Annotated in this window: 19 protein-coding genes, 1 tRNA gene, 1 other RNA gene and 2 other annotated features; of the genes, 16 read left to right on the top strand and 5 right to left on the bottom strand. The window is 44.1% G+C overall.

The genetic code is table 11. The annotated features are described in order from the left end of the window. Window positions 1-13: 13 nt before the first annotated feature. The gene (locus V9W66_RS02225; RefSeq protein WP_144093669.1) at window positions 14-823 is read left to right on the top strand and encodes a Cof-type HAD-IIB family hydrolase; all 810 of its coding nucleotides are present in this window, start codon (window positions 14-16) and stop codon (window positions 821-823) included. A gap of 182 nt (window positions 824-1,005) precedes the next feature. Here V9W66_RS02225 and V9W66_RS02220 read toward each other — a convergent pair whose 3' ends face one another. Then, entirely contained in the window at window positions 1,006-1,950 is a 945-nt protein-coding gene (locus V9W66_RS02220) for an AEC family transporter (protein ID WP_144093670.1), read from the bottom strand. 153 nt (window positions 1,951-2,103) lie between these two features. Here V9W66_RS02220 and V9W66_RS02215 point away from each other — a divergent pair, with 153 nt between their 5' ends. The 3 genes from V9W66_RS02215 to ilvC all read left to right on the top strand — a co-directional run bounded on the left by V9W66_RS02215 (window position 2,104) and on the right by ilvC (window position 4,923). Beyond that, window positions 2,104-3,144 (top strand): tyrosine-protein phosphatase, encoded by a 1,041-nt coding sequence (locus V9W66_RS02215; RefSeq protein WP_144093671.1) that lies wholly within the window; start codon window positions 2,104-2,106, stop codon window positions 3,142-3,144. A gap of 164 nt (window positions 3,145-3,308) precedes the next feature. Continuing rightward, window positions 3,309-3,806, top strand: a complete 498-nt coding sequence (gene ilvN, locus V9W66_RS02210) for an acetolactate synthase small subunit (RefSeq protein ID WP_144100434.1) — start codon at window positions 3,309-3,311, stop codon at window positions 3,804-3,806. A 97-nt stretch (window positions 3,807-3,903) separates the two neighbouring features. Next, entirely contained in the window at window positions 3,904-4,923 is a 1,020-nt protein-coding gene (ilvC, locus tag V9W66_RS02205) for a ketol-acid reductoisomerase (protein WP_144093673.1), read from the top strand. Between the two features lie 163 nt (window positions 4,924-5,086). Here the strand turns inward: ilvC and V9W66_RS02200 are convergent, their stop codons facing one another. The 3 genes from V9W66_RS02200 to V9W66_RS02190 all read right to left on the bottom strand — a co-directional run bounded on the left by V9W66_RS02200 (window position 5,087) and on the right by V9W66_RS02190 (window position 6,811). Continuing rightward, window positions 5,087-5,983: a LysR family transcriptional regulator gene (locus V9W66_RS02200; RefSeq protein WP_144093674.1), complete on the bottom strand. Its 897-nt coding sequence runs from the start codon at window positions 5,981-5,983 to the stop codon at window positions 5,087-5,089. 95 nt (window positions 5,984-6,078) lie between these two features. After that, window positions 6,079-6,152: transfer RNA gene (locus V9W66_RS02195), tRNA-Pro, on the bottom strand. Window positions 6,153-6,286: 134 nt separating this feature from the next. Beyond that, complete coding sequence (locus tag V9W66_RS02190; protein WP_144093675.1) at window positions 6,287-6,811, bottom strand: hypothetical protein; 525 nt, start codon at window positions 6,809-6,811, stop codon at window positions 6,287-6,289. 2,072 nt (window positions 6,812-8,883) lie between these two features. On the opposite strand from V9W66_RS02190, the gene V9W66_RS02185 reads away from it, so the two are divergent. Both V9W66_RS02185 and V9W66_RS02180 read left to right on the top strand, forming a co-directional pair. After that, window positions 8,884-9,753 (top strand): DUF3990 domain-containing protein, encoded by an 870-nt coding sequence (locus tag V9W66_RS02185; protein ID WP_243121641.1) that lies wholly within the window; start codon window positions 8,884-8,886, stop codon window positions 9,751-9,753. A 9-nt stretch (window positions 9,754-9,762) separates the two neighbouring features. After that, window positions 9,763-10,182 (top strand): hypothetical protein, encoded by a 420-nt coding sequence (locus tag V9W66_RS02180; protein ID WP_144093677.1) that lies wholly within the window; start codon window positions 9,763-9,765, stop codon window positions 10,180-10,182. Between the two features lie 164 nt (window positions 10,183-10,346). Here V9W66_RS02180 and V9W66_RS02175 read toward each other — a convergent pair whose 3' ends face one another. Continuing rightward, complete coding sequence (locus V9W66_RS02175) at window positions 10,347-12,617, bottom strand: glycoside hydrolase family 3 C-terminal domain-containing protein (protein ID WP_144093678.1); 2,271 nt, start codon at window positions 12,615-12,617, stop codon at window positions 10,347-10,349. Between the two features lie 316 nt (window positions 12,618-12,933). On the opposite strand from V9W66_RS02175, the gene V9W66_RS02170 reads away from it, so the two are divergent. The 10 genes from V9W66_RS02170 to pheS all read left to right on the top strand — a co-directional run bounded on the left by V9W66_RS02170 (window position 12,934) and on the right by pheS (window position 25,128). After that, entirely contained in the window at window positions 12,934-13,554 is a 621-nt protein-coding gene (locus V9W66_RS02170) for a VanZ family protein (RefSeq protein ID WP_144093679.1), read from the top strand. A gap of 148 nt (window positions 13,555-13,702) precedes the next feature. Beyond that, window positions 13,703-13,976 (top strand) — a binding site (T-box leader). A 96-nt stretch (window positions 13,977-14,072) separates the two neighbouring features. Next, entirely contained in the window at window positions 14,073-15,728 is a 1,656-nt protein-coding gene (locus V9W66_RS02165; RefSeq protein WP_186290027.1) for a 2-isopropylmalate synthase, read from the top strand. A gap of 123 nt (window positions 15,729-15,851) precedes the next feature. Continuing rightward, a complete protein-coding gene (locus tag V9W66_RS02160; protein WP_144093680.1) occupies window positions 15,852-17,798 on the top strand; it encodes a DUF2142 domain-containing protein in 1,947 nt (648 codons plus the stop codon). A gap of 486 nt (window positions 17,799-18,284) precedes the next feature. Further along, window positions 18,285-19,118, top strand: coding sequence for a cell wall hydrolase (locus V9W66_RS02155; protein WP_144093681.1), 834 nt, complete (start codon window positions 18,285-18,287; stop codon window positions 19,116-19,118). 216 nt (window positions 19,119-19,334) lie between these two features. After that, window positions 19,335-20,825 carry a threonine synthase gene (thrC, locus tag V9W66_RS02150; protein WP_021652923.1) on the top strand — a complete coding sequence of 497 codons (1,491 nt, stop codon included), beginning with the start codon at window positions 19,335-19,337 and terminating at the stop codon, window positions 20,823-20,825. An 82-nt stretch (window positions 20,826-20,907) separates the two neighbouring features. Continuing rightward, window positions 20,908-21,085, top strand: a non-coding RNA gene (gene ssrS / locus V9W66_RS02145) — 6S RNA. 59 nt (window positions 21,086-21,144) lie between these two features. Further along, entirely contained in the window at window positions 21,145-22,203 is a 1,059-nt protein-coding gene (locus V9W66_RS02140; protein WP_144093682.1) for an aldose epimerase family protein, read from the top strand. Between the two features lie 35 nt (window positions 22,204-22,238). After that, on the top strand, window positions 22,239-22,826 hold the full coding sequence (locus V9W66_RS02135; protein ID WP_129975315.1) for a GNAT family N-acetyltransferase: 588 nt from the start codon (window positions 22,239-22,241) through the stop codon (window positions 22,824-22,826). A gap of 25 nt (window positions 22,827-22,851) precedes the next feature. Continuing rightward, window positions 22,852-23,745, top strand: a complete 894-nt coding sequence (locus V9W66_RS02130) for a YihY/virulence factor BrkB family protein (RefSeq protein ID WP_059086355.1) — start codon at window positions 22,852-22,854, stop codon at window positions 23,743-23,745. Between the two features lie 47 nt (window positions 23,746-23,792). Next, window positions 23,793-24,014 (top strand) — a binding site (T-box leader). Between the two features lie 94 nt (window positions 24,015-24,108). Continuing rightward, window positions 24,109-25,128 (top strand): phenylalanine--tRNA ligase subunit alpha, encoded by a 1,020-nt coding sequence (gene pheS, locus V9W66_RS02125; RefSeq protein WP_044962388.1) that lies wholly within the window; start codon window positions 24,109-24,111, stop codon window positions 25,126-25,128. Window positions 25,129-25,186: the final 58 nt, after the last annotated feature.

Below are 25,186 nucleotides of genomic sequence, written 5' to 3'. Positions count from 1 at the left end.
GGAGGACAGGAAAATGAGCAGAAAAGCAGTATTTTTTGATGCGGACGGAACAGTCTGTGATATGAAAAAAGGAGTGCCGGACAGTGCCATAGAAGCCATCCGTGCGCTGGTAGATAACGGACATGAAGCGTGGCTCTGCACAGGAAGAAGCCGTGCGTTTGTATCCTGGTATCTGGAGCAGATCCCTTTTACGGGAATGATCAGTGCCTGCGGATCCACCATTGAGAAGGACGGGAAGAGACTTTTTAATAAAGAGATGACGCCGGAGGTTGCAAAGCTTTCTGTGGAGGTTCTCAGAAAATACGGACTGATCCCGGTAATGGAAGGCGCGGATTTTATGTATTATGACAAAGAGGAGTATACCGATGAAGTGAACTGGTATGCCAGTCTGATCACAGAATCCCTGGGCGATAAATGGAGGCCTATCCGTGGAAATGAGGATTGTATGCGGATCAATAAGATCAGTGCAAAAATGACTGAGGGATGTGATGCGGAGGCAGCGTTATCCATTTTATCAGAATACTATGATATCATCCGCCATGAAGGCAGCAGTTCGTTTGTGGGAAATACCATTGAACTGGTGCCAAAGGGCTTTAACAAGGCTGTTGGGATCGCAGCTGTGATCCGCCTGTTTGCTATTCCGTGGGAGGATACCGTTGTTTTTGGAGACAGCAACAATGATCTTGCCATGTTTGAATACGCAGCAACAAAGGTTGCCATGGGAAATGCTTCTCCGAAGATCAAAGAACTGGCAGATTATGTTACGTCTGATATGTTCCACTACGGCATTCGGGATGGCTTGAAATATCTGAAGCTGATCTGAGAGAATGCTTCGTTTGTTTTGTAGGCTATGAGGTTGTAAGAACAGAAATATCCACATCAGAAATGATAGCTTTATGTGAATATGCTTTTATAAAAAAATGCTGTAAGAACCAGAAATCATAGTTCTTACAGCATTTTATGCTACAGATTTTTCCGGGTAGATAATATGCAGAAGCTGCAATATCAGATCAGTCCCAGACCTTTGCAGATAAACAGCCAGAGTGTCAGGGTAAAGGCACTGAATAATGTGGTAAGAAGCACGACTCCCGAAGAAAAAGAGCCCTCATGTCCCATGTTTTTTGCCATGACAAAGCAGGTAACGGTGCTGGCAGACCCCAGCATGATAATGATGGAAACCAGCTTGTCCTTTGTAAAACCGCAACGGATGGCAAGAGGAAGAAAAAGTGCTTCATAACCGACAAGTTTCATAAATGTACAGGCAACAGATGCTTTCAGCCGGGAAAAGGCTTTTCCGAAGTGCAGAGATCCGCCCATAGCCATGAGGCCAAGAGGAGTGGCGGTTTTTGCAAGATTGCCTGCCGTAGAGTCCAGGATCTTCGGAAATGGAAGACGAAGAAGGGACCAGAGTGTACCGGCTGCAATGCCGAGAATGATGGGATTGGTGAAAATTCCCTTTAAAGTGCGCTTCAGAACGGTACCATCTATTTTTCCCTGACCTGGTTTAAAGACAGAGAGAACTACAACAGCCATTACATTGTAAAGAGGGACGCTGGCAATGATCATCAGTGGTGCCATACCTGCATTTCCGTAAAGGTTCTGAATAATGGCGATACCAAGGATCGCTGCGCTGCTGCGGTAGGATGCCTGGATAAACTCGCCCCGGATATCGGAAGGGTGGAGAAAACGGGACAGGAGCACGGAGATCATAATACTGAGCGATGTGATCGCAAAACAGAAAAGAACCATCTTGGGATCCCAGGCCTCATAGATATCGATTTTAGCGATGTCCTGAAACAGAAGCACAGGCAGGGGGATGACAAACACAAATTTGTTCATACGATTGACAAATGTTTCATCAAACAGTCCGATCCTCCGGAAAAAATATCCCAGGAGCAGTGTAAGAAAGATGGGCACGGTAACATTCAGACAGAAAATAAGATTGTCCATAAAAGAAAGCCTCCCTGTGGTAAAATTTCTCTGTCTATTATATCCAAACTACGAAAATTGTCAAACGAGGTATACGGGACTGGAGATTTCTGGTATGATAAAAAGTGTTGCGAAGAAAGCAGCACAGGGGTTGAGAAGGAGAAAGGAAAGAAAATGAGATACGGAAAAATACGGATCGAAGATGGTTTTTTTGTGTTTACCAGACATATGATGCTCAACAGTCTTCCGTGTAAAGATATTCTCTGGGCGTACATGCGCCGTGAAGGAACCGATAAAACCGGTGAAAAGCAGCTGATCATCAATTATCTGGTGATCATAACCAGACGTCAGAAGCGTTATAAATTTGATATGACAGAGCAGGAGGTACAGGATTGCCTTCAGCTTCTTAAAGTACTGAATCCGGATCTTGCGGTTGGTTTTCCAAAAGGAAGCAGGCTTCCGCTTCAGAATCTTCCGAATACAAGAGATCTGGGTGCATTGATGACAGTAGACGGTTCGCATATTCTTCCCAGAAAGCTTTTGCGCAGCGGAGAAATCTATCATGCTTCTGCAGCAGACAACCGGATCCTTTCAGAAGAATATAATGTAAAAACAGTGATCGATTTCAGGTCAGCTGCAGAAGTAAAGAAAAAACCGGATGATATCATGGCAGGAGTGGAGTATTATCACATTCCGATCCGGGATGAGGACAGCAGCGGAAACAGCTTTTTTGAACATGTGATGTCCCGCTATGGTGATGTAGACCGGTATATGCAGGACTGGTACCGGAATTTCGTTACGGATGAGTATTCTCTGAAACAGTATGCACGTTTTCTGGATGTCCTGCTTCATGTAAAGAATGGAGCTGTTGTTTTTCACAGTGCCACAGGAGAAGACCGGACAGGAGTCGGAACAGCACTTTTGCTCTTTGCTTTGGGTGTACCTAAGGAAACGATACGAAGGGATTATATGCGGTCGAATCCATGTCTGGAAGATGAACTGAAATATATGTGCAGGCTTTACCGGGCAGACCGGCCGGAAAACAGCCGGAAGCTTGCAGATCTGAAAGCCTTCTATCAGGTGAAGGAGTCTTATATCAATACAGTTTTTGATGTCATCGAAAAAGAAAACGGAGGAATTGAAAGATTCCTTCGGAAAAAACTCTATCTGACACCAAAGGCATCCGAGGAGCTTAAGAAAAAATATCTGATCTGAGGATAAAAACATTTCTTATCATCCTGAAGGAATTTTGCAGGAAATTTTGATTGACAAAATTTTCGAAGTTGTTATAATGATAAGAAAGCAAGGGTTTATTAGATTAAAGCGTTAACTGACGAAGTCGGTTTTCTATACATAAAAGTGTTGAAAGCAGGTGTATTATGGAAAAGAGAATACTGTCCATCCTTGTGGATAATACCTCCGGAGTCCTTAGCCGTGTGGCTGGTCTTTTCAGTCGCCGTGGATATAATATTGACAGCATTACCGCAGGAGTGACTGCAGATCAGAGATATTCCCGTATGACAGTTGTCTGTGAGGGAGATGATCAGATGCTCCAGCAGATCACCAAGCAGCTGGCGAAGCAGGAAGATGTACGGGATGTTAAGGTCCTTGAACAGGACGACAGCGTTGCCCGTGAGCTGATGCTCGTCAAGGTTGCTGTGAAGCCGGAACAGAGACAGGGAGCTGTTTCTGTTGCAGATATCTTCCGTGCCAAGGTGGTGGATGTAAGTAAGGATTCTCTTATTATGGAGATGACCGGAGGCCAGAACAAGCTGCAGGCGTTTGTGGAGCTGATGGCTGACTATGAGATCCTTGAGCTTGCAAGAACGGGAATCACAGGTCTGTCACGAGGCAGTGACGATGTCCGGTACCTGTAAAAATTTTTACATATGTTTGCTAGGAGAGCATCTACTCTCTTAACGATAAATAATTTTTATGAAGAAGATGTTGTAAACATCAGAGGAGGAAAGTAAAATGGCAAATAAGATTTTTTACCAGGAAGACTGTAATCTCGGATTATTAGATGGTAAGACAATTGCGATTATTGGATACGGAAGCCAGGGACATGCACATGCTCTGAACTTAAAAGATTCCGGATGCGATGTCATTATTGGTCTGTACGAAGGCAGCAAATCATGGAAGAGAGCTGAAGAGCAGGGCTTTAAGGTATATACAGCAGCAGAGGCTGCTAAACAGGCAGATATCATTATGATCCTTATTAATGATGAGTTACAGGCTAAACTTTACAAAGAGTCCATCGAGCCGAACCTTGAAGAAGGCAATATGCTTATGTTTGCTCATGGTTTCAATATCCATTTCGGATGCATCAAGCCACCGAAGAACGTTGATGTAACAATGATCGCTCCTAAGGCACCTGGTCACACAGTAAGAAGCGAGTATCAGGCTGGAAAAGGAACACCTTGTCTTATCGCTGTAGAGCAGGACTATACAGGAAAAGCTCAGGAGCTTGCACTTGCATATGGTCTTGGTATCGGTGGAGCAAGAGCTGGTCTTCTTGAGACAACATTTCGTGTAGAGACAGAGACAGACCTTTTCGGTGAGCAGGCTGTACTTTGCGGTGGTGTTTGCGCACTTATGCAGGCTGGTTTCGAGACACTTGTTGAAGCTGGTTATGACCCAAGAAACGCATACTTCGAGTGTATCCATGAGATGAAACTGATCGTTGACCTGATCTATCAGTCAGGATTCGCCGGAATGAGATATTCTATCTCCAATACAGCTGAGTATGGCGATTACATCACAGGACCGAAGATCATCACAGAGGATACAAAGAAAGCAATGAAGAAAATTCTTTCCGATATCCAGGATGGTACATTTGCAAAAGAGTTCTTACTCGACATGTCCGATGCAGGTGCACAGGTACACTTCAAGGCTATGAGAAAATTAGCTTCTGAGCATCAGTCTGAGAAAGTCGGCGAAGAGATCCGTAAACTCTACAGCTGGAACGGCGAGGACAAGCTTATTAATAACTAAGCAAAATTTATTGCAGGTGCAATAAATTTTGTGCTACTCGAACGAAGCGCAGCGAAGTTTGAGTCAAAAAAGTCACACACGTAATACAGTGGCAGGAAACTTTTTTGAAATTTAAAATTCCCATCTGGTCGCAATGATCAGATGGGAATTTTTTTACATTCCTTTATTTATCCGGATGCTCTGTTTCATCATCAAAGAATGGCGCGATCAAAGGCGAATCAGCATCTTTCTGTCTGCATACAAACCCGATCTCACGCAGCGGAAAAGAAAATCCTACCGGTACTTCCACCAGCGTTCCTTCTTCCAGCTCTTTTTTTACAAAATCACGGATCACACATGCAATCCCAAGACCAATTTCCGCAAACTGGATCAGAAGATCCATAGTTGTTACTTCCAGAATATGACTTAATTCCACATGATGTTCTTTCAGCTGAGTGTTCACGGTCTGACGTGTAATATTGTCCTCATCCAGCATCATGAAAGTTGCTGCCTGGATCAGAGGTTCATCCGGATAGAGCTTTTTCTGATTTTCCAGATACTGCTGTGTACAGACAAAGGTATCCTGGATTTTCAAAAGAGGCTGAAAATAATATCCCCGAAGCTTCTGCGGCCGTCCGATGAGTCCCAGATCGATTTTTTCCTCATCCAGAAGCTGCAGCGTCTGATAAGTAGACTGGCAGGAAATTGTGATACGTACATGAGGAAAACGTGCAATATAGTTTTCCAGGTGGGAGAGCAGTACATATCTGGTAAGAGTAGAACTGGCGCCCAGACGCAGCTTTGGAATGTCCCGGGAACGGTTATGGCGAATGGAATTTTCTCCTTCATCCAGAAGTGAAAGAGCTTCTTTTACTTTTTCAAAAAGAAGCTCACCGTCCGGGGTCAGAGTGACACCCCGGGAACTGCGTTTAAAAAGAACGGTATCCAGATTCTGCTCCAGCTTCTGGATCGCCTTGCTGATAGCAGGCTGGCTGATATAAAGGTCCCGGGAACTGTGGGAGATACTGCCGGTACGTGCTACCGTATAAAAAATATGATAAAGAGACAGATTATCCTGCATGCAAAACCTTCCTTTCGAAAAATAGTAAAGTAATAAAGGTAATAAAAAAATCCGAAGTCATCAGACCTCGGAAATCCTTGAATTTGTTAGAAATATCGGGGCAACAGGATTTGAACCTGCGACCTCACGGCCCCCAGCCGTGCGCGCTACCAAGCTACGCCATACCCCGCAACGCATATAACTATAACATAAACGAATTGTAAATGCAACCATTTTTTGAGGAGAAAGATGGTTGTATGGATGATAATAAAGAGTGTGATCCCTTGATACTTTCATAGGCTTCACACTCTTTACATGATATGATCAGGCTGTCTGTATTGTGTTACCTGGGTCAGGTAAAATACCTCTTCCCTGAAGTACAACGACAAGAGTTTCTGTTGTGTCCTGTAAATTTTTGATATCTTTTCGGATATCCCATTCTGCAAGCTTAACATCCAGTGAAAGGTCGTCCAGGCGTTTTCTGTTGGTATCACATTTCAGATCGATCATTTCAAGTCTGTTTTCTACCCGGTTGAAGCGGGCATCTATTTCATCAAAACGAACATCCATAGCATCGAGACGAGTATCGATACCGTCAAAACGAACATCCATAGCATCAAGACGAGCGTCGATACCGTCAAAACGAACATCCATAGCATCGAGACGAGCGTCAATACCGTCGAGACGAACATCCATAGCATCGAGACGAGTATCGATACCGTCGAGACGAGTATCCACTGCATCCAGTCTGGCGTCGATACCATCTAATCGGTTATTTATATTGCCCAGCTGGACATTGATCGGGTTTATCATACCGGCTAATAATTCCAAATCTTTCTGATCTAGCATATGCGCATCCTCCTATAAAAATTGTACCGCATATTTCTCTGTGCGGATATTGTATCATGTTTCGAGTGTGAAGTCTATGAAATTATCAAAGAACAAAATGGACGGGAACAATAAGTTCTTGACTAGTATAATATATATAATAAGAAAAAACAAGACATATTTTTATATCTTTAATAATAATAGAAAATGCAGGCGAACTACCTGAAGAATAAAAAAAGGAGGCCGGGAGTTGTGCGGACTCCCGGCAAAAAAGTATGAAAAAGAAAAAGATTGTTTAGCATTTGCTATTTACAGTTAATAATATAGTAAAAAAATGTGTGCATTGTGTGAAAGGAAAATGAAAAGAATGTGAAAACTGCTGCTTAATGTTAGATTAAGCGACAGTAATTTTTTCGGATTATTCTGTTGTTTGATTCAAGATTTTGAACCATATGTAATGATAACATCCGCTTTAATGCTTGTCAAGCGATCTGAAACTGCCATAGCTGTCCAATTATGTCGTTTTTTGTGCCGTTTTACGCAGCTTTTTATATATCAGAGAAAGAAAAATACATATCAATATATAAAAGTGGTCATGATAAGTGGTCAGATGTATAGTCCCAGAGACCTGTATTTTACGGGAAATATCAGGCTTCTTGTTATAAGATTCATGGTCATAAGTGGTCAGCTTTTTGGTCAGAAAAATGGCGAATTTCCTTATATACAGGTTTTTTCAGGTCCTGTCGCTTAATCTAACATTAAGCGACAAGATAATGATATTGGATAAGTTATATAATAAATTGAAGAAAGAGAACATGCCGTCCAATACAGGCTACAGCATAACAACCAGAAGACTCCGACTTTGCTGCGGACATCCGGAATGACTCAGGAAAACCCAGGATTTCTATAATGAAATTGAAAGCTTTTATTATGATCTTCTGTTGGCTCATGAAGAACTGGGAGAACTGGGGAGCCAGAAAACTCTTCGGGCCCTGTAGGTTCTGACTATTATGGGAAGAGACAAGCAGGTTCCACAGAATCCCCTTCCCTGGGAAAAAGTCCCATTGTATTTCAGGCGAGCTGCGATAAACAGTGCCATAGCCGCAGCAAAGAGTCACATATCCAGGCAAAAGTCCATTCCGGGGAGGAAAGCAGAAAAGCTTCATTCAGCAGTTACCTATTATAAAGAATTGTGTGATGCAGATACATTTTTCAAAGACATTTTTTGATTGGAAGATGTTGGATATTAAATCGGTTAAGTCGTGTATATGTGGAAGTGTTGCTATTGGCATAATCTGCATGCTTTGCAACAAAAGCTTTGATAGCAGTTTATGGCGAATGATAAGCTCAGTTTTAATTTCGGTAGTGGTATATGTGGGAATTTTAATAGTGATGAAAAACTCGATTGTTCATCATTTCGTTCGTGCTATAGTAAAGAAGCGCAAAGATTAAGAAATGTGCTTCAGCTGAAAATAAAGAACAATGGCTATGTGAGAAATGATATAGTAATTGTTCAAAAATGCACACCGTTACGATATGAGTAGCAGTTAATACAACAGAAACTTCCGGGGAGCTCCTGGCCGTTTGCAGGGTCATAGTATTCAAAGAGAAAATGCAACAGTTATGTTGTTGACATGCAATCAGAATGCCAGTAAAGGAAGTATTGAATTAAAATGCTTATTTAAGCAAGGAGAACTGGTGAATGATAAAATACAAAACCGCGGAACGAAAAGTTGATCTATGATATCTGAGATGGATTGACTTTGATGAATATAGTAATAACGAATATTTGCGAATAATCTGTGGTCAACAGGAATTTCCAAGTTTCAATGGGGCTAGAGATAGTAAGGAAAAATTATTCCGCGTTGCGAGTTCACTAGGAAATTCAATTGGAAATATTGAACAGTTGCTGGTAAGACAATTTATTATAAAAAAGGAAGAGGACTATCAAACAATAGCTCGACTTGTTCGCATGATTGCAGAGCAATGATAGGCAACTTTACGAAAAAAAGGTTTCATGGTATCATTATTTTATATATAATTGATGCTATGGAACCTTTTGAACATAACAGACATATAAAGTGGTGATTTTAGTGAATACAATTTATCGGATTCGTGAAAGTTTACAATGGGATCAGGAAAAAATGGCTGATGAGATGAAAGTTACAGTTGCTACAGTGAAGCGCTGGGAAAATGAGGATGGGATTCCGGGTAAAGCTGCCCAGGAGAAGCTTATCTCTATATGCCAGAAGGAAAAAATAGATTTGGCTGAAGTAGTAGAGGAGTCAATCAGAGAACAGGCACAGGAAATTGCGAAAAGTAATCCGTATAGAGAAATTTTGTTTCATGGTTCTAAGTCGGGATTGAAAGGAAATATTTCACCATCCAGCAGAGACAGATGTGATTTTGGAGCTGGGTTTTATATGGGGACAGAGCCATTACAGCCACTGACTTTGATTTGCGATTATGATGAATCGGTATTCTATATAGTTTCAATAGATGAAAATGAGTTAAAAAAAATTGAAATACCAGCAGATATCGAATGGGCCATGTTGATTGCTTATCACAGGGGAAAACTGGAAGAAATAGCAGGGACAGAATTATATGCTAAGTATGCGGTGATGGATAAAGGATATGATATTATTGCAGGTAGGATTGCTAATGACAGGATGTTTTATGTGTTGGACAATTTTTTTCAAAGGAATGTGACAGATATGGCTTTGGTTGAAAGTCTTTCTGCTTTGCAATTAGGGTGCCAATATGTAGCGATGACACAGAAAGCATGTGATGCGATCCGGATTGAAAGGAAAATTCCGCTTCTTTGGATGGAAAGACAGGCGTTAAAGAAAGTAAGTGGTCGAAATCGAAAACAAGGTATTTCCTTGGCTAATCGGATATGTAGAGACTATCGCCGTGAAGGTAAGTATTTTGATGAAATCATTGACAGTGCAAGACAGAAGTAGGTGAAAATAATGGATTCGATAGAACTGAAGCTTTGTGATATTCAGGGCAGGTTGTTTGAGTTGGCGTGGAAAGAGCATTATAACAGTGAGAGATTTATACGATATTTTATGAATTCAAAGGTGGCCCGGGCGTTAGATTCGGAGTATAACCGGATGCAGTGGGCTGGAGAAGAGTATTTATTGGAAGAGTTTGCAGATGAATGCCCGGAAGTAAAGAAAGATGGTATACAGTATGATAAGGAAGTTATGTATTGGGCGGGATACGTGTATCGATACTGGCATTATGTAACAGGTGAATCAAGCAGAGAGATTTATCGTCAGGCTCCGGCAAAAACCATGAATGTAAATTACCTGATGTTTCACACGATGGATCCGGAGATGGCGGTGGAGGATCTTAAGGAAATTTACAGGCAAAAAAGGGGTGTGTAAAATATGGGTGCATCGCAGATCAAGCAATATAAAAAAATTGATGCACTGCTGATAAAAAATCAAAAAGCTGACAGAAGTACGAACCTGTGTCATTGTAAAAGCAGGTTTATTCTGTCAGCTTTTTATGTAAGTATAATTCGAGTGGCAGAGGATGCTCTGTGAAATTATACCAGTTTATTTAATTTTTCAATAATTTCTGTAAGTTCTTCTCTGGAATACCCGCCGAAGCTTACCAGCGCACGTAATGGCATGGAGTCGGTCATGGCTTCTGTCATTTCTTCGGTGACAGCTTCGGAAGCGGCTTCAGAAGAGGACTCTTCACCAACGTTCATGGCTGAGATATATTTTGCTGTCAGTTCTTTTGCTGTTTCGCTTGTTTTCGGGTTGCGGAACAGTTCGCCCAGGGTGGTGTTCATATGAACATGCATCGGAAGCTCCTGGCTGCTGTTCAGATGGATCCTGCCTTCAAGACGGATATTTCTGGAAGAGGTACCGACAAGGAGCTTATATTCGCCGCTGGCTGCGAACCAGTCATGAAGTTCTGTATTGTACCATGCGAAGCTTCTCTTGTCCAGCTCCATGGTTACTGTTTTGGTTTCGCCTGGATTCAGGAAAACCTTTTCGAAGCCCTTGAGCTCTTTTTCCGGACGGATTGCGGAACTGGTACAGTCTTTGACATAGAGCTGTACGACTTCTTTTCCTGCCATATTTCCTGTGTTTGTTACATCAACCGAAACGGTGACAGTGTCTTTGTCTGTAGGATTTTCATTGGAGATCTTCAGGTCGCTGCAGGCAAAGGTAGTGTAGGAGAGTCCATAGCCAAACGGATATGCTACATCCATTTCTTTTGTATCGTAGTAGCGATAGCCTACGAATACGCCTTCACGGTATTCAACCTTTTCACCACCGCCAAAGTTCAGGTAAGATGGATTGTCGGAGAGCTTGAGCGGCATTGTCTCGGCAAGCTTGCCGCTGGGATTTACTTTTCCGTAAAGGATGTTTGCGACAGCGGTACCGCCTGCCTGACCGCCGAGGTATGCTTCCAGAAGGCCTTTTATATCATTGAGCCATGGCAGCTCCACGGGGGAACCGTTGTGGAGGACGATCACGGTATTCGGCTGTACTTTAAGGATCTCAGCAATGAGACGGTTCTGGCATTCAGGAAGCCTCATGTGGGAACGGTCGTATCCTTCAGATTCAAAGCTGTCCGGAAGTCCGGCGAAGATCACAACCTTGTCAGCGGCGGCAGCAGCTTTGATCGCTTCAGCTGCAAGTGCGTCATCGTAGAGATCTTTGTCTGCAGGGAAACCTTCTGCATAAGTAACCTGTGCATCGGAAGGAACGGAATCCAGTGCGTTTGTGATCTTGAAGCAGTTGATATGAGAGCTTCCGCCGCCCTGGAAACGAGGCTTCTTTGCAAAACCACCGATGAAAGCAACTTTCTCGGATGCTTTCAGAGGGAGGATCTGCCCATCGTTTTTCAGAAGAACCATAGATTCTTCGGCAATGTGGCGTGCTTCTTCATGGTCTTTTTCCATGGTGAATTCCTGCGGTGCCCGGTTGTCTGCATATTCAAAAATTATGCGTAGAATGCGTTCAACAGCCTGGTCAAGAATGTCTTCCTTGAGGGAACCGTCTTTTACGGCCTGTACGATGAGGGCATCGTTGACCCCATTGGAGGAAGGCATTTCCAGCTCAAGACCTGCCTCAAGACCTTTGACGCGGTCATTGACTGCACCCCAGTCGGACATTACATAGCCCTTGAAGCCCCAGTCGCCGCGGAGAACATCTGTGAGAAGCCATTTATTCTCAGATGCGAAAGTGCCGTTGATCTGGTTGTAGGAGCACATGAAGGTGTATGGCTGAGCTTTTTTTACTGCGGTTTCGAATGCAGGGAAATAGATCTCACGTAAAGTGCGCTCATCAGCCTCGGAAGAATTGCTCATGCGGTGATATTCCTGGTTGTTTGCTGCAAAGTGCTTGATAGAGGTTCCTACATGCTGGGACTGCACTCCGTTTATAAAAGCGGCTGCGATCTCACCTGCGAGATATGGATCCTCGGAATAATATTCGAAGTTTCTTCCGCAGAGAGGAGAACGTTTGATGTTTACGGCCGGTCCGAGAACTATGGATACATCGTTGGCCTGAGCTTCTTTTCCGATGGTTTTGCCCATTTCTTCCATCAACTTGCGGTCAAAGGAGCAGGCGCTTAAAGCGGCCGGCGGGAAGCAGACGGCTTTGATGCTGTCGTTCATTCCAAGATGATCGCCCTTGTCATCCTGCTTACGAAGTCCGTGAGGGCCGTCGCTGACCATTACTTCCGGGATCCCCAAGCGTTCCACATGTTTCAGATGCCAGAAATCAAGACCTGAGCACATGCCGGCTTTTTCTTCCAGTGTCATCTGGCTTACGATTTTTTTCAGATCACGTTTCATTAAAAATACCTCCGAAATGTTTTTCTTACTATGAACTATAGCATGTTTTGCTGGTAAAATATAACAAAAATTTGTTAAAAATAAAAAAATATTGTAGTTTAGCTGAATCAAGTAAGTCCCCTGCTTCAATTGCGAATATCCCTTGCCTCTCACATTTTCAGGAATATAAAAACGATATGCAGGTCGATTGACAGAGCGGTGAGAGATATCTTTTTCTGGCTTTTGTGGGAAGAGTGTAGTAATATAGGTAGGAATAATGACAGAGCTGCCGGACAGAAGAATGGTCGACTGTCTGGTTTAGGTGAAAGGACTTATAATGAAAGACATCATATCAAGTATTATTACAAGTGTACTGACAGCTTTGTACCAGCCATTTTGGTTTTCTGTGATCCTGTCTGTGATGGTACTGTTTTTTTATCTCTTTGCCTACCATAATGAGACAGGTGGAAGGGGAATCAGGGGAGCTTTTTCCGTGTGGTGGCAGTATTTCAGAGGAAATGCTTTTTTTCGGAAGCTGTTTTTTCTGACCTTTTATACAACCATGATCTTGTTTCGCACGCTGCTGAACCGGGATATGTGGATGAATCCCCTTTCGGATGTGATGGAGAACTGGTGGATCTGGAAATATGGAGAGGATGGTACCAGATATCTCACAACCGAGTGTATTGAGAATCTGATGCTGTTCATTCCGTTCACGATCCTGCTGTTCTGGACCGCAGGAAAGAAAATATTGAAAAAAACAACATTCTTGAATATTGTGTGGACCGGACTTAAAATTACCTTTGTATTCTCACTGTCCATTGAACTTTTGCAGCTTTTCCTGAGGCTTGGGACGTTCCAGGTTTCTGATCTGACATATAATACTCTTGGAGGAGGTATTGGCGGGGCTGTGTACTGGATTGGTCATCAGCTTTCAGTCAGGCGGGGAGCCGAATAATGTCTGCCGCAGATAGCAGGAAGACAGAGAAACGGATCAGCCCGGATTGCTGTTCGTGAGTGATGCACTGAAATTTTTGCGCGGTGCATCGCTAAAATTTCGTTGACAAATCTTCCATAACGTGTTAACCTAATACCAGTTTCAAAAAGAAAATGCGTAGATGAGGAATAGTACACAAGAGAACGGAGCACAGAGAGCTGCTGGCCGGTGAGAAGCAGCGGAAGGGATTTGTGGAACTCGCCTCGGAGCATCTGCCTGAAATCTTTATATATTATATAAGAGAGTAGACGCAGACGGTGTCCGCCGTTATCCGGAGAGGATATAAGGATGTATATACATTCCGTATCTGTCAAGTGTGTGAATTTTTATTCATGAAATAAGAGTGGTACCGCGTAGGACAGCAGTTGTCTTTCGTCTCTTGCAGAATCTGCAGAGTCGGAAGATTTTTTTATGTCTTTATATCAAAAACAGAAACCAAAGAGAAATTTTAATGGAAACAGAAAGTGGAGGAAAACAAAATGATGACACCATCCAAGTACAAACGTCAGTATTACATGCCGCCGGTGAAATGTATGAAATGGGCGGAGAAAGAATATGTGGATAAGGCCCCGATCTGGTGCTCTGTAGACCTTCGTGACGGAAATCAGGCACTTGTGATCCCGATGAGCCTGGAGCAGAAAGTGGAATTTTTCAAGCTTCTTGTAAAGATTGGTTTTAAAGAGATCGAGGTTGGATTTCCGGCTGCTTCTGAGACAGAGTATGAGTTTCTCCGTACGCTGATCGAGCAGGATCTGATCCCGAAGGATGTAACGATCCAGGTTCTGACTCAGGCAAGAGAGCATATTATCCGTAAGACTTTTGAAGCTGTTAAAGGCGCCCCAAAAGCGATCGTTCATGTATACAATTCCACATCCGTATCGCAGAGAGAGCAGGTATTCAAAAAATCAAAAGAGGAGATCCTGAAGATCGCAGTAGATGGCGCTGCACTTCTGAAAAAACTGGCTGATGAGACAGAAGGCAATTTTCAGTTTGAGTACAGCCCGGAGAGCTTTACGGGAACAGAGCCGGAGTATGCACTGGAGGTGTGCAATGCGGTTCTGGATGTATGGCAGCCCACTGCAGATAACAAAGCGATCATCAACCTGCCTGTTACGGTTGAGCATTCTATGCCGCATGTGTATGCAAGTCAGGTGGAATACATGTGTGATAATCTGAAATACCGTGAAAACGTGATCGTTTCTCTTCATCCGCACAATGATCGTGGATGTGGCGTTGCAGACTCCGAGATGGGTCTTCTTGCAGGTGCTGACCGAATTGAGGGAACTTTGTTCGGAAATGGTGAGCGTACCGGTAATGTGGATATTGTAACGCTTGGTATGAATATGTATTCCCAGGGTGTGGACCCGAAGATCGATTTCTCTGATATGCCGCATATTTGTGAGGTTTATGAGAAATGTACCGGAATGCAGATCTATGAAAGAAGTCCGTACAGTGGAGCTCTTGTATTTGCTGCATTTTCCGGATCTCATCAGGATGCCATCGCAAAGGGTATGCACTGGAGAGAGAACGGAAATCTGGAGCACTGGACTGTTCCGTATCTGCCGATCGATCCGACAGATGTGGGAAGAAACTACGATGCAGATGTTATCCGTATCAACAGCCAGTCCGGAAAGGGCGGTGTAGGCTATGTACTGGAGACAAAGTTTGGCCTGAACCTTCCTCCGAAAATGCGCGAGGCTATGGGCTATGCAGCCAAAGCAGTGTCCGATCACAAGCACAAAGAGCTTCATCCGGACGAGATCTTCAGTCTGTTCAAATCTACCTTCGAAAATGTGGTTGAACCATACAGCATCAATGAGGTTCATTTCCAGCAGAAGGAAGACGGCATCGTAACACGGGTTACTTCTACATTCCGTGGAAAAACCATCGTTACAGAGGCTTCCGGAAATGGTCGTCTGGATGCGGTAAGCAATGCACTGAAGAAAGCTTACGAACTGAAATACACACTGGAAACTTATCAGGAGCATGCTCTGGAGCAGAGTTCTTCCTCCAAGGCTATCGCTTATGTGGGAATCCGTAAACCGGATGAAACGCTTGCCTGGGGAGCGGGTGTTGATCAGGATATCATCCGTGCCTCTATTGATGCACTGGTAACTGCGATCAACAATCGATAAGCATCCGGTTCCGGATAGGTTTACAAAAAATGAGAAGCTGCCATAAAATGCAGCTTCTTTTTTTGCCGTGCAGATGCTATAATAGTGCGGAATGTGAAAATAACAGTGAGTAAGAGGGATATTATGAAAAATAAGAAAAAAAACAGGAGCTCATACAGCCTGTCCGCAGAGCTGAAAAACGCTCTGAAATATCTGCTGATATGGGGAATGATCCTGATCTTTTCCGCATATCTGCTTAGTGATTCGGAGATCCTCGGAAATGTAAAGCAGCAGGCAAGACCGGATACCTGGTCTATGATCGGTGCGGGAGGAAGCTTTGAAGAGGAGTTTACCTGCAAAACGAACCGTCTGTCCGGTGTGGAGCTTTTTCTTTCTACAGAGAGTGCATCGGTTGCTGGAACGTTTCAGATAACGCTGTATCAGAATGAAAGGGAGATCCAGAGCTGGCAGGCCAGCAGACTGACCATATCGTCGGGGGATACCACGTATTTCCGGCTTGACCAGAAGCTTACGGAATGTAAGGGGCAGAAATTCCGGATCGTTTTAGATGGCGCAAAAGGGGATACCGGAGTGGCTGCAGGGCTGGTGAGCCAGAAGGATGATACACAGACACTTGCCTATCGGATCATTTCCAGGCCATTTCCAAAATCACTGGTGTTTCTGGTGATTGGAGTGGCGGCAGCTGTGATGCTGGTGATCTTTGCATTTCTGAAACGCAGACAGCTCCGGGCAGAAGTGGTGTTTGCCGTTGTTTATATTTTTATGAGTATCTGTACGCTGGCGGCGGTTCCGGCCTTTAATTCGCCGGATGAGTACAGCCATTATCTGAGAAGCTATGAGGTTTCCAGAGGATATCTGACGTCGGAAGGCAACGGAGGAAACGACTTATTCTCATATGGAAGGACGTTTAACCGTGGTCTGGTTCCGGAATTTTCCGCCAAGGATCATGTATCATTATGGGATATCGGAGAGAATGCAGATCAGCGTATCGACCGGGAAAAAACACAGTTTTACGGATTTGGAAATACAGCCTTGTATGCACCTACTTCGTATCTTCCCCAGGCAGTAGGGATCCGCATTGCAGATCTGTTTACGGACCGGCCGATGGTTCTTGCCTATGCGGGAAGGATCGCCAATATGCTTATGTTTGGACTGTTCTTTTTCTTTGCCATTCGTCTGACGCCTGTTGGGAAAAATTTCCTCGTACTTCTGGGGCTGGTACCTGTGAATATCCAGTCAGCAAATTCCATGTCAGCAGATGCCCTGGCCCTGGCTCTGACGGTTGCTCTGGCTGCATTTGTACTGGCTATGCGATATAAACAGAAAAAAGTGATGAGTAGAAGACAGCTGATATGGATGTACGTGCTGACCGGATTCCTGTGTCTTTGCAAAGTGGTTTACATGCCGTTTTGCCTGCTCCTGTTCCTGATCCCGAAAGAACGGTTTAAAAGCAGAAAAAATTACTGGTTTCATGTGGCCTGTGCAGGAGCTGTGATCCTGATCTTAAGTTTCGGCTGGCTGGTCATTGCATCCCGATATCTCTGTGAGTCACAGCCGGGTGTGGATACAGCTGCACAGCTTGTGGGGATCCTGAAGGATCCGGCTGCCTTTATCCTGACTTTTGTGCGGAGCCTGGATAATTTTGGTGTGACCTATCTTACAGAAATGATAGGAAGTAATCTTGGATGGCTGAACATTCCTGTCTGTGCCCTGCTGGCAATGGGATATCTTCTGATCCTGGTCCTTCAGGTTTCCGGGAATGATGATATGTCGGGAATCCGTCTGGATCTTCCGGCAAAGGGCATTCTGGGAGGAGTCAGTCTCCTGGTATTTGCGCTGATCTTTGTAACGTTATATGGACAGTGGACAGCCTATGGCTACGATAAGATCCTGGGCGTGCAGGGACGGTATTTTCTGCCGCTTCTTTTTCCGCTGATCCTTGCGCTGAAGCCCAAACGGTTTGCCGAAGGAGCCGGGGGAACACCATGGGGACTGTTTCTGGGAGCCTGGAGTATCGATCTGTGTGTTTATGCGACACTTTTCGTGCAGGCATTGTGCCGTTTTGCATAAGGTGTCGGATCTGGTCGAGCAAAAATCCTTGACTGGCTGAAAACAAAATATTATAATCAAATCTGTAAATAACAGAAGAAAAAACTGTTCTGAAAAAGGATAAACAGGCAGATAGAAGTACGATTTCCGGAAAGTGGGTGTACAACATTGGACGGAGATGGAAACGCTATCTGCCTTTTTTCTGAAATGAAATATGGCATGAGTGTGGATAACTCTGCGATTTTATGTGGATTTTTATGTGGAATACATGTGGATAAGGTGTGGATAAAACACAAATACCGCCGTTGAAGCGTTAAATACGGGAAAAAGCTTGACATATTCAATATTATTAAATATAATTTTCCCATACATTACAAAAATGTTACAAACATGTAAAGGAAATCGTAATGATCCGTATTTATCCGGGAAGCGATGATAATGGGGGCTGTGATGTCGCATCGGAGGATTATGGGCTGTTACAGAAAATGAAACGCAAGGAATGAGATTATGAAAGTTGAGAAAGATTTACGCGAGGCTGACGGAGTGCAGGATGAACGTAGAAATGGAAAAACCGGAGGAAATTCCGCGCGCAGTTTTGCAGTGCTGACATTATGTGCAGTTTTGGCGATGGTTATTTCTCTGGGGACAAGGACATTTGCAGAAAGTGAGGGGGGCAGGGTTTATGCAGCTTCAGATGGAGGAGAGGGCTCTCCCTATGAAGAGGTTACTGTTCCTACCGGGATTGCAGGTGTGGTTTCAGGAGTTACGGATACACCATTATCCGGAAGCACGGTTACAAGGATCGGAAGCTCCTGTGAGCAGGTGATCGTAGGCCAGAGAGTACAGAAAGTAACCAATACTGCTGCAGATCTTAATGTAAGCTCCTCTATGGAAAACAAAGTAAATGAACTTGATGCAAGATCGATCACACTGGCAGAAAATCCCACACTGATGTCAGATGAAGACTATGATACACTTCTGAGGATCGTGGAGGCAGAAGCAGGAAGTGAAGATATCAAAGGCCGTATTCTGGTGGCCAACGTCATCATGAACCGTGTAAAAAGCGAAGATTTTCCGAATACGGTGACAGAGGTTGTCTGGGATAACAGTGACGGCGTTCCGCAGTTTTCACCGACCTATGATGGCAGGATCAATGAAGTTGCAGTTTCCGATGAAACAAGGGAAGCGGTCAAGCAGGCGCTGAAGGGTACGGATTATTCTGAAGGCGCACTGTTCTTTATCCAGAAATCTGCAGCAGAGGAACATAATGTGGAATGGTTTGAAAAGGACCTGAAGAGGCTCTTTAAATACGGGGTTCATGAATTTTATACATATAAATAGGAAGAACTGATGCAGTACAGAAGGAATCAACCGCCGGCAGAAACAGACCGGCGGTTTCTTTTTATCCGAAAGCTGTGAATATCTGTCTGATCACAGGGTGGGATTGGGCAAGACAGATTCTTTTTTAAAAGTGGTGGCATTTTCCATAATTCCATGCTATAATGTGATAACGTTGAAAAGAAAACGAATATCTTACAATAGAAAGGCGGAACACCAATGCAGGTATTGTACAAGAGCACCAGAGGAAAAGAGCAGGCAGTTACAGCGTCTATGGCCATACTTAAGGGCCTTTCTGAGGACGGCGGACTGTTCGTGCCTGAAAGCATTCCACAGCTGGATGTACCAATGGACAAGCTGGCACAGATGACCTACCAGGAGACAGCATATGAGGTAATGAGCCGTTTCCTTACAGATTTTACCGAGGATGAGCTTAAGAACTGTATCAACAAAGCATACGACAGCAAATTTGATACAGAAAAGATCGCGCCTCTTCATGAAGCGGATGGGGCATATTTCCTGGAACTGTTCCATGGCGCGACCATTGCATTTAAGGATATGGCACTTTCCATTCTTCCGCATCTGATGACAACTGCAGCGAAGAAGAATAATGTTAAGAATGAGATCGTGATCCTTACCGCAACATCAGGAGATACCGGTAAAGCTGCCATGGCAGGCTTTGCAGATGTGCCGGGAACGAAGATCATTGTATTTTATCCGAAGCATGGTGTCAGCCCTATCCAGGAGAAACAGATGGTAACTCAGAAGGGTGCCAACACTTATGTGGTAGGTATTACCGGTAACTTTGATGATGCCCAGACTGCAGTTAAGAAGATGTTCAATGATCATGAGCTGGCAGCAGAGCTGGATCAGGCAGGCTTCCAGTTTTCTTCTGCAAACTCTATCAACATCGGTCGTCTTGTTCCTCAGATCGTATATTATGTATATGCCTACGCATCACTGGTACGCGACGGCAGGATCAAAGACGGACAGGAGATCAATGTGGTAGTTCCTACCGGAAACTTCGGAAATATCCTTGCTGCATACTATGCGAAACAGATGGGACTTCCGATCCACAAGCTGATCTGTGCATCGAATGAGAACCGTGTTCTTTATGATTTCTTCCGCACAGGAACCTATGACAGAAAGAGAGATTTCATCCTTACGACATCTCCTTCCATGGATATCCTGATCTCCAGCAATCTGGAAAGACTGATCTATCGTCTTACCGGAGAAAATGCTGAAAAATGTGCAGAGCTTATGAAATCCTTAAGTGAGGGCGGTGAATATACCATTACTGACGAGATGAAAGCACAGCTTGTTGATTTTTATGGTAATTTCTGCAGTGAAGATGAGACTGCACAGGCCATCAGTGATATCTACAAAAACAGCAATTATGTGATCGATACGCATACTGCAGTTGCAGCCGGCGTATATAAGAAGTATGTAAGTGAGACGGCGGATCATCTTCCGACAGTGATCGCTTCTACTGCAAGTCCGTATAAATTCACAAGAAGTGTTATGGAAGCACTTGGTGAGGAGCATAAAGATCTGGATGATTTTGGCCTTGTAGACGCATTAAGTGCGCTTTCCGGAGTACCTGTTCCACGTGCAGTTGAAGAAATCCGTACTGCCCCGGTTCTTCATGACAGGGTGGTAGATGCAGTGGATATGCCGGCAGCAGTAAAGGATATCCTTAAGATCAAATAATAATTGATAATAAAATCAGTAAGAAAATGTATTTTCTGTTGAAAAAGCACAAATACTGGTTTATAATAAAAACAATGAAAACCGAATCCTGGAATGTTCGATCCCCCTTTTCTTTTTGAACCTACATTGACATTTTGGGAATCCAAAATCGCAGGTTGGATGTCAGACCTCACGTCGTGGTAGGCAGAAGACACTGTTGAGGATACCCACCTAGCATCTGCTAGGCGTCAAAAATAAGGGAACGGCATCCCGGGATTAATCGGTTAAAGACATAGAGCCGGTTAGTGGCTCTTTTTTCATATATGGGAGGAATTAAAACATGAGTGTTTCTGAAAGGAAATTTGGGGTACTTCCTACAGGAGAAGAAGTAAAAATCTATCATCTTGAGAATAAAAAAGGTGCCTATGCGGAAGTGCTTCAGTATGGTGCGATCCTGGTGAAGATATGTGTTCCGGATAAGAACGGAGATCTGAAGGATGTGGTCCTTGGATATGACGATATCCGGGGATATGAGATTAATGGATGTTTTTTCGGTGCGATCATTGGAAGAAGTGGAAACCGTATCGAGAATTCCAGATTTTTTATTGATGATAAAGAAGTGGTTCTTGCAGAGAATGAGAATCATAACAATCTTCACAGCGGTCCGGATGGTTTTGAGAAAAAGCTGTGGGAAGTAAAAGAAATTTCCCAGGAGAAGAACAGCGTGGATTTCTTCCGCATCAGTCCGGATGGAGAGAACGGATTTCCGGGAGAATTTTCCATTGTTGTGAAATATGAATTCACAGAGGAAAACGAACTGAAGATTTTTTACAGAGGACGCTCTGATGCAGCTACCGTCGCCAATATGACCAACCATTCTTATTTTAATCTGAACGGAGAAGGCAGCGGAGATGTGCTTGACCAGGAAGTATGTATTCATGCGAAGTATTTTACTCCGGTAAAAGACAGCCAGTCCATTCCTACCGGTGAATATGCACCGGTGGCGGGAACGCCGATGGATTTCAATGTTTCCAAACCGATCGGCAGAGACATTGAGGCGGACTTTGAACAGCTGAAGTTTACAGGCGGTTATGACCATAACTATGTAACAGATAATTATGCAAAGGGCAATGTCCGTTCGATCGCTACTGCATACTGCAGGGAATCCGGTATCGGTATGGAGGTTTCCTCCGATTGCCCGTGTGTGCAGTTCTATGCAGGCAATTTTGTTAAGGATGAGAAGGGAAAGAACGGTCATGTTTATCATGAACGTTATGGATTCTGCCTGGAGACACAGGTGGAGCCAAATGCAGTCAATGTAGAGGATTTCCATTCTCCGATCCTGCTTCCCGGTGAAGAGTACAGCTCTGAAACGGTTTACCGTTTCTTTGTGAAATAACAGACAAACAGAATTAAAAGAGGTGCGAGAAGGCAATGCAGATACGTGTGGCAGAAGAGAAGGATGCAGCAACACTTTTGGAAATTTATTCCTACTACGTAGAAAAAACTGCGATCACATTTGAATATGAAACACCTTCCATAGAAGAGTTTACGCATCGGATCCATGATATAAAGGCGAAATATCCGTATATTGTGGCAGAAGAGAACGGAGAGATCCTGGGATATGCCTATGGTTCTGCGTTTCATCCGAGAGCTGCTTATGGCTGGTGTGCGGAAATGTCCATTTATGTGAGGCATGACCGGCGGGGCAGCGGTGCAGGAGGCAGACTCTATCGAGCCCTGGAGAGTCTTCTTGCAGAGATGGGAATTCTGAACCTGAACGCTTGCATTGCAGTTGCACCAAAAGAAGATGAATACCTGACCAGTGCCAGTGTGGATTTTCATAAGCATTTCGGCTATAAGCGTGTGGGAGAGTTCCACAGATGCGGCTATAAGTTTAACCGTTGGTATAATATGGTATGGATGGAAAAGATGATAGGCGAACATAAGAGCCTGCAGCCGGAAGTAAAGCTTTTTCCGGAAATCCAGGATAAGATCGGATTTGAACGTTTTTCCTGGTGAAAAAAGAAACCTGAGGGAGGTCAGCATGGACGAGGAAAAGAAAAATATAATCCAGCTCATGCTGGGATTTGTGCGCAGGGCAAACGGAGATCATGTCAGTGCATATGCGGCCCAGGCAGCGTATTTTCTGATCATGTCTTTTATCCCGTTTATACTGTTTCTTACAACGCTGATCCGTTATACACCGTTAAGCTATAATGTTGTCAGGGATGCCATCATCGGGTTTGTGCCCGGAAATCTGCAGACCTTTGTGCTGAGCATTGTGGTAGAAGTATACAAAAGAAGTACAGCCATCGTGCCGTTGTCTGCGCTGATGGCGCTCTGGGCGTCCGGAAAGGGAATGCAGGCGATCACCAATGGCTTAAATACCATTTATCATGTAAAGGAAACCCGAAACTGGCTGATGACCCGAATCTATTCGGTTTTTTATATGCTGTTGTTTGTGCTGGCGATCATTGTCACTCTTCTGGTCCTGGTTCTTGGTAATCGAATCCAAGTAGCTGCACAGAGAACCATTCCGATTCTCGGGAGGCTGCTGGCCAAGGTTATAGGGGCCAGGACATTGCTTGTATTTGCCGTGCTGTTTGCAGTGTTTCTGGTCCTTTATAAAGTGCTTCCAAACCGAAAGGCAACCTTTAAAAGCCAGCTTCCGGGTGCATTTATGATCGCAGTGGCATGGATGATATTTTCCTATGGATTTTCCCTGTATTTTGAATTTTTTCCGAGTTTTGGAAATATGTACGGAAGTCTGACTGCGCTGATCATGGTAATGCTGTGGCTGTATGTGTGTATGAATCTGCTTCTTTACGGGGCGGAGATCAATGCCTACTTCGAAAATGAATTCCGAAAGGCCCAGAGATCTGTAAAAACACTTCTTTCCAAGAAAGAAAATGAAAAAAACAGTTCCAAAGAATCCTGACTTTGCGCTTGACAGAAGGCAGACCTTGTGGCATAGTATTAAAAGACAGAAAAGCTGTGAAGGTGTTTATAGAGGATCATTTTCTCACAGAGAAGGGAAGTCACCGGCTGTAAGCTTCCCCGGGTTCAGATGGTTCTTGAATTTCCCACCGGAGCTTCCTCTCTGAAGTAACAGTAGGAGATGACGTAAGCTGCGCGTTAAGCAGACAAGAGGTGCCCGTGATCTTTTCATGGGAAACTGGGTGGTACCGCGGATATTCCGTCCCTTTTATGAGGGACGGTTTTTTATTGCCCATATCTGGATCTTCGGGGTGGGCGGCGGATCATTTGATCATTTTAATTAAAGGAGAAATAGACCATGGATATGAAAGAAAGACTTCAGGAACTGGCTGAAAATGCCAGAAAACGGATCGAGGAATCCGAGGGCCTGGATAAGCTGAATGATGTGCGTGTTGCATATCTTGGAAAAAAAGGTGAGCTTACTGCAATCTTAAAAGGTATGAAGGATGTTGCTCCGGAAGAGCGTCCGAAGGTTGGACAGCTTGTCAATGAGACAAGAGCTAAGATCGAAGAACTTCTGGAAGCCTCCAAAAAGGATTTCGAGGAGAAGGTCCGTGAGGAAAAAATGAAGGCAGAAGTGATCGATGTAACACTTCCTGCAAAGAAAGCGAAGATCGGTCATCGCCATCCGAATACTATCGCTCTGGAAGAAGTTGAGCGTATTTTCATCGGAATGGGCTATGAGGTTGTGGAAGGTCCGGAGGTTGAGTATGCGGACTACAACTTTACTAAGCTGAATATTCCGGAGGATCATCCGGCAAGAGATGAGCAGGATACATTCTTTATCAATGATTCCATTCTGCTCCGTTCCCAGACATCACCGGTGCAGGCACGTGAGATGGAAAAAGGCAAGCTTCCGATCCGTATGATCGCACCTGGCCGTGTATTCCGTTCTGACGAGGTAGATGCAACACATTCACCTTCCTTCCATCAGATCGAGGGCCTTGTTATTGATAAGAATGTTACGTTTGCAGATCTTAAGGGAACCCTTCAGGAGTTTGCAAAAGAGCTGTTCGGACCGGAGACAAAGACCAAATTCCGTCCGCATCATTTCCCGTTCACAGAGCCGAGCGCTGAGGTTGATGTTTCCTGCTTCAAATGCGGCGGAAAAGGCTGCCGTTTCTGTAAAGGTTCCGGCTGGATCGAAATCCTTGGCTGTGGTATGGTTCATCCGAATGTTCTTCGTATGTGCGGAATCGATCCGGATGAGTATACAGGATTTGCCTTTGGTGTAGGTCTGGAGCGTATCGCACTTCTGAAATATGAGATTGATGATATGCGTCTTCTCTATGAGAACGACAGCAGATTCCTGAAACAGTTCTAAAACAGTGAACACGGATCATGAGTATCCGTCTGACAGTAAATATAGAAAAAAGAAGGGA

The organism is Blautia massiliensis (ex Durand et al. 2017) (assembly GCF_051861785.1).
GTDB lineage: Bacteria > Bacillota > Clostridia > Lachnospirales > Lachnospiraceae > Blautia_A > Blautia_A luti_A.
The sequence above is the reverse complement of the archived record's forward strand: the minus strand, read 5'-3'. Positions and strand labels throughout refer to the sequence as shown.